The organism is Ramlibacter sp. P4_H7 (assembly GCF_056400765.1).
Genome location: NZ_JBFUKP010000009.1, coordinates 19,133 through 33,815 on the forward strand (window position 1 = coordinate 19,133; position 14,683 = coordinate 33,815).

The window sequence follows — 14,683 nt, forward strand, 5'->3', positions numbered from 1 at the left end:
TGGGGTTCGCCTGCGGGCTCACCCCAGCCTACGACCCCGGGGCTCACCCCAGCCGACGACCCGGGCTCACCCCGGCCTACGAGGAAAGGAGTTCCTCCGCCAGCGCCGCCATGGCTTCCGGGGTCCGGTCCCTCGGCGCGATCGCCTTCGCTTCGCCGAAGCCCTTGAAGTTGCGCGCCGTCGAGCTGGCGTAGCCGGGGTCGTAGTGCCTCAGGAGCAGTTCGCGCACCACCGACTCGATGTCGCCGGCACGCACCTGCGCCTGCCAGGCGCGCACCTGCTCGTGTCCGCGCAACTGCACCAGCGCCTCCAGCCGTTCGCAGAAGAATTCGGGATCGCTGCGGAAGAAGCCGTAGTCCTCCAGCAGAAGCCGCACGCGTTCGTCGTCCGCCAGGTCCAGCCGCAGGCAGTCGCTGGCGCGCATGGCGGCGATCAGCGCATCGGGCACGGCCAGGTTGCCGACCTTCTTGCTTTCGCTTTCCACGTACACGGGACGGGTGGGATCGAAGCCGCGCAGCTTGTCCCACACCAGCATGTCGAAGCGCTTCTGCGTCGGCTGGGGCTGGCCGGGGATCAGGCCCAGCACGGAGCTGCGGTGGCTGGCCAACGCCTCCAGGTCCAGCACCTGGGCGCCGGCCGCTTCCAATGCCTGAAGCAGGCGCGTCTTGCCGGAACCGGTCGGGCCGCAGACCACGCGGTAGGACAGGCGCTGCGCCAGCTCGGGCAGCTGCGCCAGCATGGCCGCGCGGAAGGCCTTGTAGCCGCCCTCGATGAGGTGCACGTTGAAGCCGATCTGTCCGAGCACCAGCGACAGCGAGCCGCTGCGCTGGCCGCCGCGCCAGCAGTACACCAGCGGCTTCCAGCCCTTGGGTTTGTCCATCACGTCGCGCGCGATGTGGCGCGCGATGTTGGCCGCGACCAGGGCGGCGCCGCGCTTGCGGGCGTCGAACGGGCTGACCTGCTTGTACAGCGTCCCCACCTCGTGCCGCTGGGCGTCGTCCAGCGATGGCCAGTTGACGGCGCCGGGCAGGTGGTCCTCCGCGAATTCGCCTTCGCTGCGCGCGTCGATCACCGCGTCGAACTGGTCCAGGCGCAGCACGGCGTCGGGCGCGGGCAGGGGACGCACGCTCATTTCAGCAACTTCTTCAGTTCAGGCCACACGTTGTCCAGCATGCGCGGCTGCGCCACTTCCCTCGGGTGGATGCCGTCGGACTGGAACAGGGCGCGCGGGTCGGCGGCATCGGCCACGCCCTGCAGCAGGAAGGGAACGAGCCCCGCCTTGTACTGCTTCGCCACCTTGGCGAAGACACCGGAGAAGCGGTTCGCATAGTCGCTGCCGTAGTTGGGCGGCACCTGCATGCCCACCAGCAGCACGCGCGCCCCGACCTTCTGCGCCGACTGGGTCATCTGTCCGAGGTTGTCCTCGGTGCCGGACAGCGGCAGGCCGCGCAGCGCGTCGTTGCCACCCAGCTCCAGGACCACGTGCGTCGGCTTGTGCTGCGCCAGCAGCGCCGGCAGACGCGAGCGGCCGCCGGAAGTCGTGTCGCCGCTGATGCTGGCGTTGACCACCCGGGCCGCGATCTTCTCCCCGGCCAGGCGCTGCTCCAGCAGCGCGACCCACCCGGTGCCGCGCTTCAGGCCATACTCCGCGCTGAGCGAATCGCCCACGACCAGGATGACCGGCGGCGCCGCGGCCCGCGCGGCAGCGACGACACTCCCGGCCCACAGGACGGCGACCAAGTCGCGCCGCCGCCAACCACCCGAACGCATGTCAGAACCCATCATCTCCGTCGAACACGTTTCCAAATCGGTCACCGATTCCACGGGGACCCTCGACATTCTCCGCGATATCGATTTCTCCCTGGCCGCGCGGGAAACCGCCGCCATCGTGGGCGCCTCGGGCTCGGGGAAAAGCACGCTGCTTTCGATCATCGCGGGGCTGGACACGCCCACCCGAGGCACGGTGAGGCTGGCCGGCGAGGACCTGTTCGCGATCGACGAGGACGCGCGGGCCGAACTGCGCGCGCGCAAGGTGGGCTTCGTGTTCCAGAGCTTCCAGCTCATGGGCAACCTGAGCGCGCTGGAGAACGTCATGCTGCCGCTGGAGCTGGCGGGGCGGCGCGATGCGCGCAAGGCCGCGGCCGAGATGCTGGCGCGCGTCGGCCTCTCCGAGCGGCTGGGCCACTACCCGAAAGTGCTCTCGGGCGGCGAGCAGCAGCGGGTGGCGCTGGCGCGGGCCTTCGTCGTGAAGCCGGCCGTGCTGCTGGCGGACGAGCCCACCGGCAGCCTGGACTTCGCCACCGGCGAGACCGTGATGGAGCTGATGTTCGACCTGAACCGGGAGCAGGGGACCACGCTGGTGCTGGTCACGCACGACCGCGGCATCGCCGAGCGCTGCGAACACCGCATCACCATCGAGGCGGGCCGCATCGTCCCCTGAGGGATTCCCACATTCCCGGGCCGGGTGCGGCCCGATAGCATGGCCCCACCATGACGCAGTTCCAAGTCAAGCGACTGGCCGGGGCGCTCGGGGCCGAGATCCACGGCGTCCACCTCGCCGCCGGCCTCGGCGAATCCCTCGCCGCCCAGGTCCGCCAGGTCTTCCTGGAGCACCAGGTCATCTTCTTCCGCGACCAGGCGCTCACGCCCGAGCAGTTCCTGCGCTTTGCCCAGTCCATGGGCGAGCCGATCGAGTACCCCTTCGTGAAGGGCCTGGCCGGCTATCCCGTGATCATTGAGGTGAAGAAGCTGGAGCACGAGCGCAGCAACTTCGGCGGCATCTGGCATTCCGACACCAGCTACCTCGCGCAGCCGCCCATGGGTTCGATGCTGCTCGCGCGCGAGGTTCCGCCCTATGGCGGGGACACGCTGTTCGCCAGCCAGTACGCCGCCTACGAGGCGCTGTCCGAGGGCCTGCGCAAACTGCTCGATCCGCTGGTGGCGGTGAACAGCTCCGCCAAGGCGGACGTGTCGAGGACGCGCGAGGACCGCATCGCCTCCGACGGCCGCGCCGAGGCGAAGAAGGATTACGAGTCCGAACACCCGGTCGTGCGCACGCATCCCGAGACCGGTCGCAAGGCGCTGTACGTCAACGTGGCGCACACCGTCCGCTTCCGCGGCATGACCGAGGAGGAGAGCGCCCCGCTCCTGCAGTACCTGCACCAGCACCAGGTGAAGCCGGAATTCACCTGCCGCTTCTCCTGGCAGCCCGGTTCGCTCGCCTTCTGGGACAACCGCTGCGTGCAGCACAACCCGGTCAACGATTACCACGGCTTCCGCCGCCTGATGCACCGCATCACCCTGGCCGGCGACACGCCGCGCTGAAACATCCAATTCCTGCGAGGTCCCATGTCCACCCGAGCCCGTTTCCTCACCGCCATCGCGGCGGCCGCCCTGGCGCTGGCCGCGCCCGCGATCGTTCGCGCACAGGCCTTCCCCAGCAAGCCGGTGAAGCTTGTCGTGCCGCAGACGCCCGGCGGCGCCTCCGACGCGCTGGCCCGCATCGTCGGCCAGAAGCTGTCCGAGCGCTGGGGCCAGCCGGTCGTGATCGAGAACAAGGCCGGCGCCGGCGGCAACCTGGGCACCGACTTCGTCGCCAAGTCGCCCGCCGATGGCTACACGCTCCTCATGAGTTACGTCGGCACGCAAGCCATCAACGGCAGCCTGTACCGCGGGCTGCCCTACGACCCGTACAAGGACTTCGCCACGGTGGCGACGGTGGCCACCGTGCCGTTCGCGCTGGTGGTGAACCAGAACTTCCCGCCCAAGAGCGTCGGCGAACTGGTCACCTATGCCCGGGCCCATCCGGGCCAGGTGAACTTCGGTTCCGCGGGCAACGGGTCGCTCAACCAGTTGCTGGGCGAGATGGTGAACATGAGCCAGGGCATCAAGCTCGTGCACGTGCCGTACAAGGGGGCGGCCGGCGCACTGACCGACACCATCGCCGGCCAGATCCAGATGACCTTCAGCAGCCTGCCCTCGGTGGCGGGCCACATCCGCAGCGACAAGCTGCGGGCGCTGGCGGTGACCGGCGCGAAGCGCTCGGCCGCCTTCCCGAACGTGCCGACCCTGGGCGAGTCGGGGCTGGCCGGCTTCGAGCTCAGTCCCTGGTTCGGCCTGCTGGCGCCCGCCGGCACGCCCGAGGCCGTGGTGAGGAAGATCAACATGGATATCGCCGAAGTCCTCCATGACAAGGACCTGCTGGAGAAATTCGCTGCAGCCGGGGCCGACCCCTATGCGACGGCGCCGGACCAGTTCGCGCGCATCCTGCTGGACGACATCCAGAAGTGGTCGCAGGTGGTGAAGACCTCGGGCGCCAGGATCGACTGACGCCCGGGCGGGAGAGGGCGGGGGCGCACGGGATAATCCCGGCATGTCCTCTGCCAAAGTCCTGTTCGGCTTCCACGCGGTCGGCGTGCGCCTGCGCACCGCACCGAAATCCATCGTCGAACTCTACGTGGAGGGCAGCCGCAGGGACGCCCGCATGCGCCAGTTCCTGCAAAAGGCGCAGGAGGCGGGATTGCGCCCGGTCGAGGCCGACGGCCTGCGCCTCGCGCGGCTGGCGGGCAGCGCCGGCCACCAGGGCGTGGTGGCGCGGGTCGAGCCCTTGTCCGTCACCACATCGCTGGACGACCTGCTGGACGCCGTGCAGGGGCCGCCGCTGCTGCTGGTGCTCGATGGCGTCACCGATCCCCACAACCTCGGCGCCTGCCTGCGCGTGGCCGACGGCGCCGGCGCGCATGCCGTGATCGCGCCCAAGGACCATGCCGTGGGCATCAACGCCACGGTGGCCAAGGTCGCCAGCGGCGCCGCCGAGACGGTGCCCTACTTCATGGTCACCAACCTGGCGCGCACGCTGGGTGAACTGAAGGAGCGCAGCATCTGGTGCCTGGGGCTGTCCGACGAGGCGACGCAGACGCTGTACCAGTCGGACCTGAAGAGCGCCACGGCCCTGGTGCTCGGCGCTGAGGGCACCGGCCTGCGCCAGCTGACGCGCAAGACCTGCGACGCCCTGGTCTCCATCCCGATGCTCGGCGCGGTCGAAAGCCTCAACGTCTCGGTGGCCAGCGGGATCTGCCTGTACGAGGCGGTGCGGCAGCGAGGAACTGCTTGACCTACGACCTGGTGGTGGTCGGTGCCGGCTTCGCGGGCCTGGCCTGCGCGCGCCGCGCCGCCCTCGCCGGCCTGCGCGTGCTGCTGCTGGAGAAGAAGCCGCATGCCGGGGCCCGGCTGCACACCACCGGGATGATCGTGAAGGACGCGGTGGACGCGATCCCCTGGCTTCGCGACGTGCCGCGGGACCTGGTCCGGCCGGTCGAGGGCGTGAAGCTGTATGCGCCCAACCTGCGGCACGTGGCGCTGCGTGCGCCCGGCTATTACTTCTGGGCCACGGATGCGGTCCGGCTGCTGGACTGGATGGTGGACCTGGCACGCCAGGCCGGCGCGGAGCCGCGCTTTGGCGCCCTGTTCACGGGAGCAAGCCGCACGGCCGACGGCCAACCCTGGCAGATCCCGCTGGACACGGGCGAACTGGTGCAGGCTCGGTACCTCGTCGGCGCCGACGGCCCGCACTCGCGTGTCGCCAAGGCGCTGGGGCTGTCGCAGAACCGGCATTTCCTGTTCGGCGTGGAGCACGAGTACGCGCGGGCCGACGTGGAACCGAACTACCTGCACTGCTTCCTCGACGCGCGGCTCGCCCCGGGCTACATCGGCTGGGCTTTCGCCGGCGTGGGCGCCACGCAGGTGGGCCTGGCGCGGCGCATGACACCGGGGCAGCGGCAGGGAAGGCTGGACTTGGAGGCCTTCCTGTGCAAGAGCCAGTCGCACGTCAGGCCGCACGGCGCGCCGCTGGCCATCCGCGCCGGCATGATTCCCTGCGGCGGACTGCTGCCGCGCGTCGCCCGGCCCGGCGCGCTGCTGGTCGGCGACGCGGCCGGCCTGGTGTCCCCCGCGACGGCCGGCGGCATCCACGCCGCCTTGCACTATGGCGAGGACGCCGCCGACGCGGTGTCCGGCTTCCTGCAGGGACGGTCGGCCGATCCCGCCCAGTGGCTGCCGGCGCGCTATCCCAGCTACCGCGCCAAGCGCGCCTTGCGCCGCTTCTTCGAGCTGACGCAGAGCGACTGGCTGTACAACCACCTGCTCGGCACGCGACCGATGCGGCGGGTTGCGGAGTGGGTCTACTTCAACGCGAAGCGCGAGGAGCCGTCGGCCACCGCGGCGCCGGGGGACGCATGAACCTGGAGCAGGTCCGCGCGTGGGTGCGGGAGGCCGGTCGCATCGTGCTGCTGTCCGGCGCGGGGATGAGCGCGGAGTCCGGCGTGCCGACCTTCCGCGATGCCCAGACGGGGCTGTGGGCGAAGTTCCGGCCCGAGGACCTGGCGACCGAGGAGGCCTTCCGTGCGCGGCCCGCCATGGTGTGGGACTGGTACGCGCTGCGCCGGGAGATGGTCGCCGGGGTTGCGCCCAACGCGGGCCACGTCGCGGTCGCCGACTTCCAGCGCCGCCATCCCGGCCGCCTGGCCGTCGTGACCCAGAACGTCGACGGCCTGCATCAGCGCGCCGGTTCGCCCGAAGTGCTGGCGCTGCACGGAAACATTGCCGAGGACCGGTGGCTGGATGCTCCCCAGGCTTGCTGCACGGCGCAGGCGCCCGTCCCCGGCCGGCCACCGCGCTGCGGCACCTGCGGCAACCTGCGCCGGCCGGCGGTGGTCTGGTTCGGCGAGATGCTGCCGGCGCGCGAACTCGCGGCCGCCGAAGAGGCCGCCGCGGCCTGCGACCTGATGCTGGTCGTGGGCACGTCCGGCCTGGTCTATCCTGCCGCGGGGCTGGCGCGTTCGACGCGCGGGCGCGTGGTGATCCTGAACCCCGAGCCCACCGGGCTCGACGACGCGGCCGACGCCGTCCTGGTCGGAACTTCCGCGGCGCTGCTGCCGCCCTTGCTGGAGGACTGAATGACGATACGCACCCGCATGGCCCAGGCCTGCGCCCTGGCCGCACTGGCCACCCTGGCTTCCTGCACCCAGGAACAGCAGAACAAGCTGGGGCGGGACATCCAGAACTGGACCGGCACCAACGGCGTGGTGGAGGTCTACGCCGGCGACAAGCTGGTGCGCCGCTTCATCCGGGTGGACAAGCTCAGTACCGCGATGGGCACGAGCGACAGCGAGGCGCGGGCCTATCGCTTCGGCTACGGCGTCCTCGACGAGAACCTGAACTTCGTCGCCGATCCCGGCGAGAAGAAGGTCTACTTCGAAGTCGGCGGCTACGCCAGCTACCTGTTCTTCGAGAACCCCCGTTAAGTCCCGTCTTGCGCGTGCCGCCAAAGGCCCGCAAGATCGCCGGGCGCAAATTGCGCGGACGACAAGGAGACAGGACGATGAAGAAACGCACTGCGGCAGCCCTGGCCGCCGTCACGCTGGCCGCCGGACTGGCGGGCTGCGCCAACATGAGCATGCCCTTCGGCATCGGCTGGACCACCCTGGTCGATGGCACCAAGGGCATGGAGAACTTCCGTCCCGTCGGCGACGCGAAGTGGAGCGCCAGCGACGGCGCGATCCAGGCCTCCAGCGGCGGCAAGGACCCCGGCTACCTGGTGACGACCAAGTCGTACAAGGACTTCATGATCCGCGCCGAGTTCTGGGCCAGCGACGATGCCAACAGCGGCGTCTTCCTGCGCTGCCAGAACCCCGCCGTCATCACCGACGAGAACTGCTACGAAGCCAACATCTTCGACCAGCGGCCCGATCCGACCTACGCCACGGGTGCGATCGTGAAGGTGGCCAAGCTCACCGCGCCCATGATCAAGGCGGGCGGCCAGTGGAACACCTTCGAGCTCACGGCCCAGGGCGACCACCTGGTGGTGGTGCTCAATGGCGTGAAGACGGCCGACGTCCATGATGCGAAGCTGAAGGAAGGGCCGGTCGCGCTGCAGTGGGGCCGCGGCACCATCAAGTGGCGCAAGGTGGAGATCAAGCCGCTCTGAAGCGGCCGCTCAGATCCAGCCGAACCAGCCGAGGACGGCACCCGCGCCCAGCAGCCACAGCAGGTGCACGCGGGTGCGCCAGACGATCAGGGCGGTGACCAGCGTCACCGCCCAGGCCGGCCAGTTGGTCCAGGCGTAGCCGTTGGCGGTGGCGAGGATCCACCCGGTGGCGACCAGCAAGGCCACCACCAGCGGCGCCATTCCCTGCTTGAAGGCGCGGACCGCCCGCAGGTCGCGGTTGCGGTGGCTCCATTGCGCCGTCAGGTACACAAGCACCGAGCTGGGCAGCATGATCCCGCCCAGGCACAGCACCATGCCGAGCGCCGCGGTCCAGAGGCCGCCGGCATTGAGCCCCACGTTCCAGCCCATGAGCGCGGTGAAGAGCACGTTGGGGCCGGGCGCCGCCTGAGCGATGGCGATCGAAGCGCTGAACTGCGGATCGGTGAGCCAGGCCTTTTCCTGCACCAGGAAGCGGTGCATGTCGGGCGCGGTGGTGATCGCGCCGCCCACGCACAGCAGCGACAGCGATGCGTAGTGCAGGAACAGCGACAGCCAGTCGGCGCCGTGCAGCGCGATGGTGTTCACGAAGCGAGCTTCCGGTAGGCCGCCACGCAGCCGATGCCGCCCAGCACGACCAGCACCCAGGCGAGCGGCAGCTTGAGCCAGGCGATCGTCACGAAGGCGGCCACGCCCAGCGCGATGCACAGGGGCAGGCCCATCACGTTGCGCTTCAGCGCGGAGCTCAGTTTCAGGCCGGTCGCGGTGATCAGGCCGGCCGCCACTGCGCCCATGCCGTGCAGTGCACCGGCCACGTGCGGATTGGACGCGAACTGCGCGTACACCAGCGCCAGCGCCAGCACCACCAGCAGCGGGAAAGTCAGCATGCCCGCCAGCGCGACGAGCGCGCCGCGCAGACCGAAGTAGCGCGCGCCCAGGGTGATGGACAGGTTGATCACGTTGGGACCGGGCATGATCTGCGCGACCGCCCACTCCTCGATGAACTCCTCCTTGGTCATCCACTGCTTGTTTTCCACCAGCTCGCGCTGCACGACGGCGAGCACGCCCCCGAACCCCTGCAGGGCGAGCAGCGTGAAGGAGACGAACAGGTCGGTGAGCGACTTGGGCCGCGCGGTCTGCGGCGCGGCCAGGGCTTCGGACGGGGACGACATCGGCGCAATTATCCGGCGGTGCGCTGTCGTTTCGCCGGCAGGCCGCGGGTGGCCAGCCAGAGTCCCAGGGCAATCAGCGCCAGCGCCGCGAGCAGCGACGCCTGCAGCGGCTCGCCGAGCAGCAGCCATCCGAGCAGGGCCGCCGTCACGGGATTGAGCGCGAGGAACACCGTCACCCGCGTGGGCGACTCGTGCTTGAGCGCATAGAGCCACCAGAAGTAGCCGACGCCGCTGGACAGGCCGATGAAGGCGATCACGGCCCAGGCCCGCGCGTCGAGTCCGCTGATTTGGGCAGGCCAGTCTTCGCGAAGCGCGATGAGGGCGAGGAACAACACCGACGCGAGCATCGCGAAGGCGGAGACCGGCACCGTGGGATAGCGTTGCAGGTAAGGGCGGTACAGCACGCTGCACAGTGCCCCCACGCAGGCCGACGCCAGCACCGCCAGCTCGCCCCACCAGCCGCCCGTGTGGCCGGCCTGCAGCTTGGGCAGCAGGGACAGCGCGACGCCCGCGATCGACAGCAGCACGCCGGCGGCCAGCGGCCGAGTGACCTGCTCGCGTCCCGTGGCCGCACCCAACACCAGCGTGAGCAGCGGGAACAGGCTGAACAGGAGCGCGGCCGGCGCGGCCGGCACGGTCTGCAGGCCCCAGTTCAGCAGGGCGATCAGGATGCCGAACTGGCCGGTGCCCAGCGCCGCCATCGCCAGCAGGTCGCGGGGGCGCAGCAGCGCGACAGCGCCGCGCAATGCGGGCAGTGCGAAGGGCAGCAGGCACAGGAAGCCGATCGCGTAGCGCAGCATGGCCAGCGTGAGCGGCGGCACCTCGGCCACCACGAAGCGGGAAGCGACGATGGCCGCACCCACCTGCACGCCGGTGGCCGCGGCGGCCAGCAGGGCCGGATTCAGAGCTTGCGCTCCCAGACTTCGCTGACCAGCTGCTGGCCGAACGCGGCGTTCGGTTCGCTCTCCTTCAGCGCGAAGCCGCGCGACTGGTAGATGGCGCGGGCCGCGGTCAGGTTGCTCTGGGTCCAGAGCATGATCTTGCGGTAGCCCGCCGATCGCGCGAAGTCGATGCAGGCGTCGGTGAGCCGGCCGCCCAGCCCCAGCCCGCGCGCTTCGGGCCGCAGCACCAGCAGGCGCAGTTGCGCGACGGTGGCCGACTTGCGCACGAGGAAGACGCAGCCCGCGCGTTCGCCGTCCACTTCGGCGATCCAGGCTTTCTCGCAGCCGGCGTCGAAATTCTGCACGAAGCGGGCCGTGATCTCCGCCACCAGCGCCTCGAAGGTCCAGTCGAACCCGTACTCGCGGGCATAGAGCTCGCCGTGGGTCTGCACCACCCAGCCGAGATCGCCGGGCCGGGGATCGCGCAGCACGACCTTGCGCTGCGCCGGCGCGGGGGGCTCCAGCAGGCGGTGCACCGTCTGCAGCGCGGAGATCAGGCGCGGGCGGACCGCGGACGGCACGGTGGCCAGCATCGCGGCCGCCTCGTCGCGCGATTTCTGCTGCAGCGGGGCGAAGGTCGCGTAGCCCGGTTCGGTCAGGCGCAGCAGGTGCTGGCGGGCGTCGTGCGCCGCCGGCTCGCGCGTGATCCAGCCCTGGTTCTCGAAGCGGCGCAGGATGCGGCTGAGGTAGCCGGGGTCCAGCTCCAGCTCGCGCACCAGGTCGCGCGCCGTGAGCGGCGGACGGTGCGCGAGCTCGTACAGCACGCGCACCTCGGTCAAGGTGAAGTCCGTGTCCAGGTAGCGCTTGAGCACGCCGATGCGCTGCGTGTAGAAGCGGTTGAACGCCCGGACGACCTTGACCTGCGACACGGGGACTTGCGACGCCATGCGGCAGTGTCGCCCGGTTCGTTGACTCCGTCAACCAATCGGCGGCTGCCCGTCCCGACGGGGACGTGGGGAGCTCATCTCCCTTGAGCAGCGGACGCTATGCTCTCGCCTTTTCCCACCAGGAGCCGAGGTTGAAATTGCTGTATCCCCGCCTGCCGATCGCGGCGGCGCTGGCCGCCACCACCCTGTTCTGCGCGCAGGCGTTCGCCCAGGCCGCGCCGGATGCCGCCGTGCAGCGCGCGGCCGCCACCCAGAAGCAGCCGCTGCTGGACACGCTCAAGGAGCTGGTTTCCATCGAGACCGGCAGCCGCGACCTGGAAGGCCTCACCCGCGCCAGCGAACTGGTGGCGAACAAGCTGCGGGCGCTGGGCGCGCAGGTGGATTTCATCGAGCCGGCCGAGGCGAGTACCTACCGCATGGCGGACACGCCGGAGAAGATCGGCCGCATGGTGCGGGGGACTTTCAAGGGCACGGGCACGAAGAAGATCCTCCTGATCGCGCACATGGACACGGTGTACCTGAAGGGCATGCTCGAGAAGCAGCCCTTCCGCATCGACGGCAACAAGGCCTACGGCCTGGGCATCGCCGACGACAAGCAGGGCGTGGCCATGGTGCTGCACATCGCATCGCTGCTGAAGTCCCTGGACTTCCGCGAATACGGCACGCTCACGGTGCTGGTCAACGCGGACGAGGAGATCAGCTCGCCGGGTTCGCGCAACTTCATCACGCAGGCCGGCAGCGAGCACGACGCCGTGCTGTCGTTCGAGGCATCCCGGGTCGACAACGACAAGCTGTCGCTCGCCACCAGCGGCATTGCCTCGGTGGAGCTGAAGGTGGAAGGCCGCGCCTCGCACGCCGGCAGCGCGCCCGAGCGCGGCATCAACGCGCTCTACGAGCTGTCGCACCAGGTGCTGCAGATGCGGGACCTGTCGGAGCCGCAGGTGGGCCTGAAGATGAACTGGACCATCGCCCAGGCCGGCACCAACCGCAACGTGATCCCCGCCCATGCCACGGCGCAGGCGGACGTGCGCGTGCTGCGCGTGGCCGACTACGACCGCATCGAGGCCGCGGTGCGCGAGCGGGCGAAGAAGCAGCTGATCCCGCAGGCCAAGGTGACCGTAGCCTTCGAGCGCCGCCGCCCGCCGCTGGAAGCCACCGACGCGAGCCGCAAGCTCGGCGCGCACGCGCAACAGGTCTACGCCGAAGTGGGCCGCAAGCTGGTGGTGGACGACCAGCCCGAAGGCGGCGGCACCGATGCCGCGTTTGCCGCGCTCAAGACCGGGGCGCCCGTGGTCGAGCGCTTCGGGCTGCCGGGCTTCGGCGCGCACTCGGCGGAAAGCGAATACGTGCTGGTGGACGCGATCGAGCCGCGGCTGTATCTCGCCGCGCGCGTCATCATGGACGTGGCGCGCGGCAAGGGCTTCTGATTCCGTAGGCTGGGGGCGGAGGAACCCCAGCGATGCGCGGAGCGCTGGGGTTCGCCTGCGGGCTCACCCCAGCCTACGACTACTCACCCCCGCCTGCGGATCACCAACGCGGCTCGAACTTGCGGATCGCTTCCTCGACCTGGGGCGAGACCGCGAAGCCTGGGCCGTAGCGGCCCGCCAGCGTCCCGGCCCGCTGCAGGAAGGCATCGATCCCTGTTCCGTAGATGAACTGCATGGCGCCCCCGGTCCAGCCGGGGAAGCCGATGCCGAAGATGGAGCCGATGTTGGCGTCGTGCACGCTGGTCAGCACGCCTTCGGCCAGGCAGCGGGCGGTCTCCACCGCCTGCCGGTACAGGAGCCGGTCCTTCAGGTCCGGCAGGTTCCATTCCATGCCGGGTTGCCCGAACAGCGTCTTCAGCTGCGGCCACAGGGACTTCTTCGCCCCCTTTTCCTCCGGGTAGTCGTAGAAGCCGCCGCCGGCCGCGCGGCCGTTGCGGTCGAACTCCTTGACCATGCGTTCCACCAGCAGCTCGCCCGGCGTCGCGATGTACGTCCGGCCCTCGGCGCGATAGTCCGAGCGCGTCTGGTCCAGCACGTGCACGGACAGCGATAGCGCAGTCTCGTCCAGCACCGCCAGCGGCCCCACCGGCATGCCGGCCTGGAGGCCGGCCTGTTCGACCACCGCGGCCGGGATGCCTTCGCCCACCATCGCCGCGCCTTCCATGACGAAGGTGCCGAACACGCGGCTGGTGAAGAAGCCGCGCGAATCGTTCACGACGATCGGGATCTTGCCGATCGCCTGCACGTAGTCGTAGGCGCGCGCCACGGTCTCGTCGTCGGTGGCCTGGCCGCGGATGATTTCCACCAGCCTCATCTTGTCGACCGGGCTGAAGAAGTGGATGCCGACGAATTTGCCGGGCTGCACGCTGGCCTTGGCCAGGCCGGTGATCGGCAGCGTCGAGGTGTTGCTCGCGAAGAAGCCGTCGGGCGCCAGCAGGCCTTCCGCCTCCTTCGTCACCTTCGCCTTCAGTTCGCGGTTCTCGAACACGGCTTCGATGATCAGGTCGCAGCCCTGCAGGTCCTTCACCGATTCGGTCGGGGTGATGCGCGCCAGCAGGGCCTGCTGCTCCAGCGGGGTCAAGCGTCCCTTCTCGACACGCGGCTGCGTGAGCCGGGCGCTGTAGCCCTTGCCCGCATCGGCCTTGTCCTGCGAGACGTCCTTCAGCACGGTCGCGATCCCGCGGCCGGCCTGCACGTAGGCGATGCCGCCTCCCATCATCCCCGCGCCCAGGATGCCGACCTTCTTCGGCTGGTACTTGCCCTCCCACTTCGGACGCGACTGGCCGGCCTTGATCGCGTTCATGTTGAAGAAGAAGGTGTTGATCATGTTCTTCGCCACCGGCGACACGATCAGCTTGGCGAGGTAGCGCGTCTCGATGCGCAGCGCGGTGTCGAAGTCCACCTGCGCGCCTTCCACCATCGCGGCCAGCGCGTATTCGGGGGCAGGGTAGAGCCCGCGCGTCTTGAGCTTCAGCGCGGCCGGGGCCACGGCCAGCATGCCCGCGATCTTGGGGTTGCTGGGCGTGCCGCCCGGCATCCGGTAGTCCTTGGCGTCCCACGGCTGCTGCGCCTGCGGGTTGGCGGCGATCCACGCCAGCGCCGCGGCCCGCAGCTGCGAGGCGTCGGGAACGAGTTCCTGCACCAGGCCGAGCTGCAGCGCTTCGCGCGGTGCGAACAGCTTGCTTTCCAGGATGTAGGGCTGGGCGCCCACCAGGCCCAGCAGGCGCGTCATCTTGGTGATGCCCGAGGCGCCGGGAATCAGCCCCAGCGTGATCTCGGGCAGGCCGAACTGGATCTTCGGGTTGTCGACCGCGACGCGGCAGTGCGCCGCCAGCGCCACCTCCCAGCCGCCGCCCAGGGCAGCCCCGTTGAGGCAGGCCACCACCGGCTTGCCCAGAGTCTCGAGGGTGCGGAAATTCTTCTTCACCTGCTCGATCTCGCGGAACACCAGCGGCGCATCCTGCGGCTTCAGGCGCATGGTCCCCTTGAGGTCGGCGCCGGCGAAGAAAGTCGTCTTGGCCGAGGCCAGCACGATGCCGCGGATCGCCTCCTGGTCCGCGAGCACCTGCTGCACGGCGGCGGTCAGGTCGTCCTGCCACTGCGCGCACATCGTGTTCACCGGCGAACCGGGTTCGTCGAAGGTGAGGGTGGCGATGCCAGCCTGAAGCTCGTACTTGATGGTTTTCATTGCAAGTCCGGCCCGCCGCGAGGCGGG

The 14,683-nt window shown here is 69.9% G+C and carries 16 protein-coding genes; 9 read left to right on the forward strand and 7 right to left on the reverse strand.

Annotation, left to right across the window (positions count from 1 at the left end; translation table 11 throughout):
* Positions 1 to 76: 76 nt before the first annotated feature.
* Together mnmH and AC1DSA_RS13705 are read right to left on the reverse strand one after the other, a co-directional pair.
* A complete protein-coding gene (mnmH, locus tag AC1DSA_RS13700; RefSeq protein ID WP_477890019.1) occupies positions 77 to 1,132 on the reverse strand; it encodes a tRNA 2-selenouridine(34) synthase MnmH in 1,056 nt (351 codons plus the stop codon).
* A complete protein-coding gene (locus tag AC1DSA_RS13705; protein WP_477890021.1) occupies positions 1,129 to 1,770 on the reverse strand; it encodes an arylesterase in 642 nt (213 codons plus the stop codon). Before AC1DSA_RS13705 ends, mnmH begins: the two co-directional genes overlap by 4 nt.
* Here AC1DSA_RS13705 and AC1DSA_RS13710 point away from each other — a divergent pair.
* The 8 genes from AC1DSA_RS13710 to AC1DSA_RS13745 all read left to right on the forward strand — a co-directional run bounded on the left by AC1DSA_RS13710 (position 1,769) and on the right by AC1DSA_RS13745 (position 7,984).
* Complete coding sequence (locus AC1DSA_RS13710; protein WP_477890023.1) at positions 1,769 to 2,440, forward strand: ABC transporter ATP-binding protein; 672 nt, start codon at positions 1,769 to 1,771, stop codon at positions 2,438 to 2,440. The genes AC1DSA_RS13705 and AC1DSA_RS13710 overlap by 2 nt on opposite strands.
* Positions 2,441 to 2,490: 50 nt before the next feature.
* Entirely contained in the window at positions 2,491 to 3,324 is an 834-nt protein-coding gene (locus AC1DSA_RS13715) for a TauD/TfdA dioxygenase family protein (protein ID WP_477890025.1), read from the forward strand.
* 24 nt (positions 3,325 to 3,348) lie between these two features.
* Positions 3,349 to 4,329 carry a Bug family tripartite tricarboxylate transporter substrate binding protein gene (locus tag AC1DSA_RS13720; RefSeq protein WP_477890027.1) on the forward strand — a complete coding sequence of 327 codons (981 nt, stop codon included), beginning with the start codon at positions 3,349 to 3,351 and terminating at the stop codon, positions 4,327 to 4,329.
* A 43-nt stretch (positions 4,330 to 4,372) separates the two neighbouring features.
* Positions 4,373 to 5,113 carry a 23S rRNA (guanosine(2251)-2'-O)-methyltransferase RlmB gene (gene rlmB / locus AC1DSA_RS13725; RefSeq protein ID WP_477890029.1) on the forward strand — a complete coding sequence of 247 codons (741 nt, stop codon included), beginning with the start codon at positions 4,373 to 4,375 and terminating at the stop codon, positions 5,111 to 5,113.
* Positions 5,110 to 6,237 carry an NAD(P)/FAD-dependent oxidoreductase gene (locus tag AC1DSA_RS13730; RefSeq protein ID WP_477890031.1) on the forward strand — a complete coding sequence of 376 codons (1,128 nt, stop codon included), beginning with the start codon at positions 5,110 to 5,112 and terminating at the stop codon, positions 6,235 to 6,237. The genes rlmB and AC1DSA_RS13730 overlap by 4 nt, the downstream gene beginning before the upstream one ends.
* Positions 6,234 to 6,953, forward strand: coding sequence for an SIR2 family NAD-dependent protein deacylase (locus AC1DSA_RS13735; protein WP_477890033.1), 720 nt, complete (start codon positions 6,234 to 6,236; stop codon positions 6,951 to 6,953). Before AC1DSA_RS13730 ends, AC1DSA_RS13735 begins: the two co-directional genes overlap by 4 nt.
* Positions 6,954 to 7,301 (forward strand): hypothetical protein, encoded by a 348-nt coding sequence (locus AC1DSA_RS13740; protein ID WP_477890035.1) that lies wholly within the window; start codon positions 6,954 to 6,956, stop codon positions 7,299 to 7,301. It abuts the gene before it with no gap.
* A 77-nt stretch (positions 7,302 to 7,378) separates the two neighbouring features.
* The gene (locus AC1DSA_RS13745; RefSeq protein ID WP_477890036.1) at positions 7,379 to 7,984 is read left to right on the forward strand and encodes a 3-keto-disaccharide hydrolase; all 606 of its coding nucleotides are present in this window, start codon (positions 7,379 to 7,381) and stop codon (positions 7,982 to 7,984) included.
* Positions 7,985 to 7,993: 9 nt separating this feature from the next.
* Here the strand turns inward: AC1DSA_RS13745 and AC1DSA_RS13750 are convergent, their stop codons facing one another.
* Genes AC1DSA_RS13750 through AC1DSA_RS13765 form a run of 4 tightly spaced genes read right to left on the reverse strand, consistent with a single transcriptional unit; the run spans position 7,994 to position 10,981 of the window.
* Positions 7,994 to 8,569 (reverse strand): chromate transporter, encoded by a 576-nt coding sequence (locus AC1DSA_RS13750; protein WP_477890038.1) that lies wholly within the window; start codon positions 8,567 to 8,569, stop codon positions 7,994 to 7,996.
* Complete coding sequence (locus AC1DSA_RS13755) at positions 8,566 to 9,153, reverse strand: chromate transporter (protein ID WP_477890040.1); 588 nt, start codon at positions 9,151 to 9,153, stop codon at positions 8,566 to 8,568. Before AC1DSA_RS13755 ends, AC1DSA_RS13750 begins: the two co-directional genes overlap by 4 nt.
* An 8-nt stretch (positions 9,154 to 9,161) precedes the next feature.
* Positions 9,162 to 10,073, reverse strand: a complete 912-nt coding sequence (locus AC1DSA_RS13760) for a DMT family transporter (protein ID WP_477890376.1) — start codon at positions 10,071 to 10,073, stop codon at positions 9,162 to 9,164.
* Entirely contained in the window at positions 10,055 to 10,981 is a 927-nt protein-coding gene (locus AC1DSA_RS13765) for a bifunctional helix-turn-helix transcriptional regulator/GNAT family N-acetyltransferase (protein ID WP_477890042.1), read from the reverse strand. Before AC1DSA_RS13765 ends, AC1DSA_RS13760 begins: the two co-directional genes overlap by 19 nt.
* Positions 10,982 to 11,112: 131 nt before the next feature.
* Between AC1DSA_RS13765 and AC1DSA_RS13770 the strand changes: the two genes are divergently transcribed.
* Positions 11,113 to 12,408, forward strand: coding sequence for a M20/M25/M40 family metallo-hydrolase (locus AC1DSA_RS13770; protein WP_477890044.1), 1,296 nt, complete (start codon positions 11,113 to 11,115; stop codon positions 12,406 to 12,408).
* 100 nt (positions 12,409 to 12,508) lie between these two features.
* Here the strand turns inward: AC1DSA_RS13770 and AC1DSA_RS13775 are convergent, their stop codons facing one another.
* A complete protein-coding gene (locus tag AC1DSA_RS13775; RefSeq protein WP_477890046.1) occupies positions 12,509 to 14,656 on the reverse strand; it encodes a 3-hydroxyacyl-CoA dehydrogenase NAD-binding domain-containing protein in 2,148 nt (715 codons plus the stop codon).
* Positions 14,657 to 14,683: the final 27 nt, after the last annotated feature.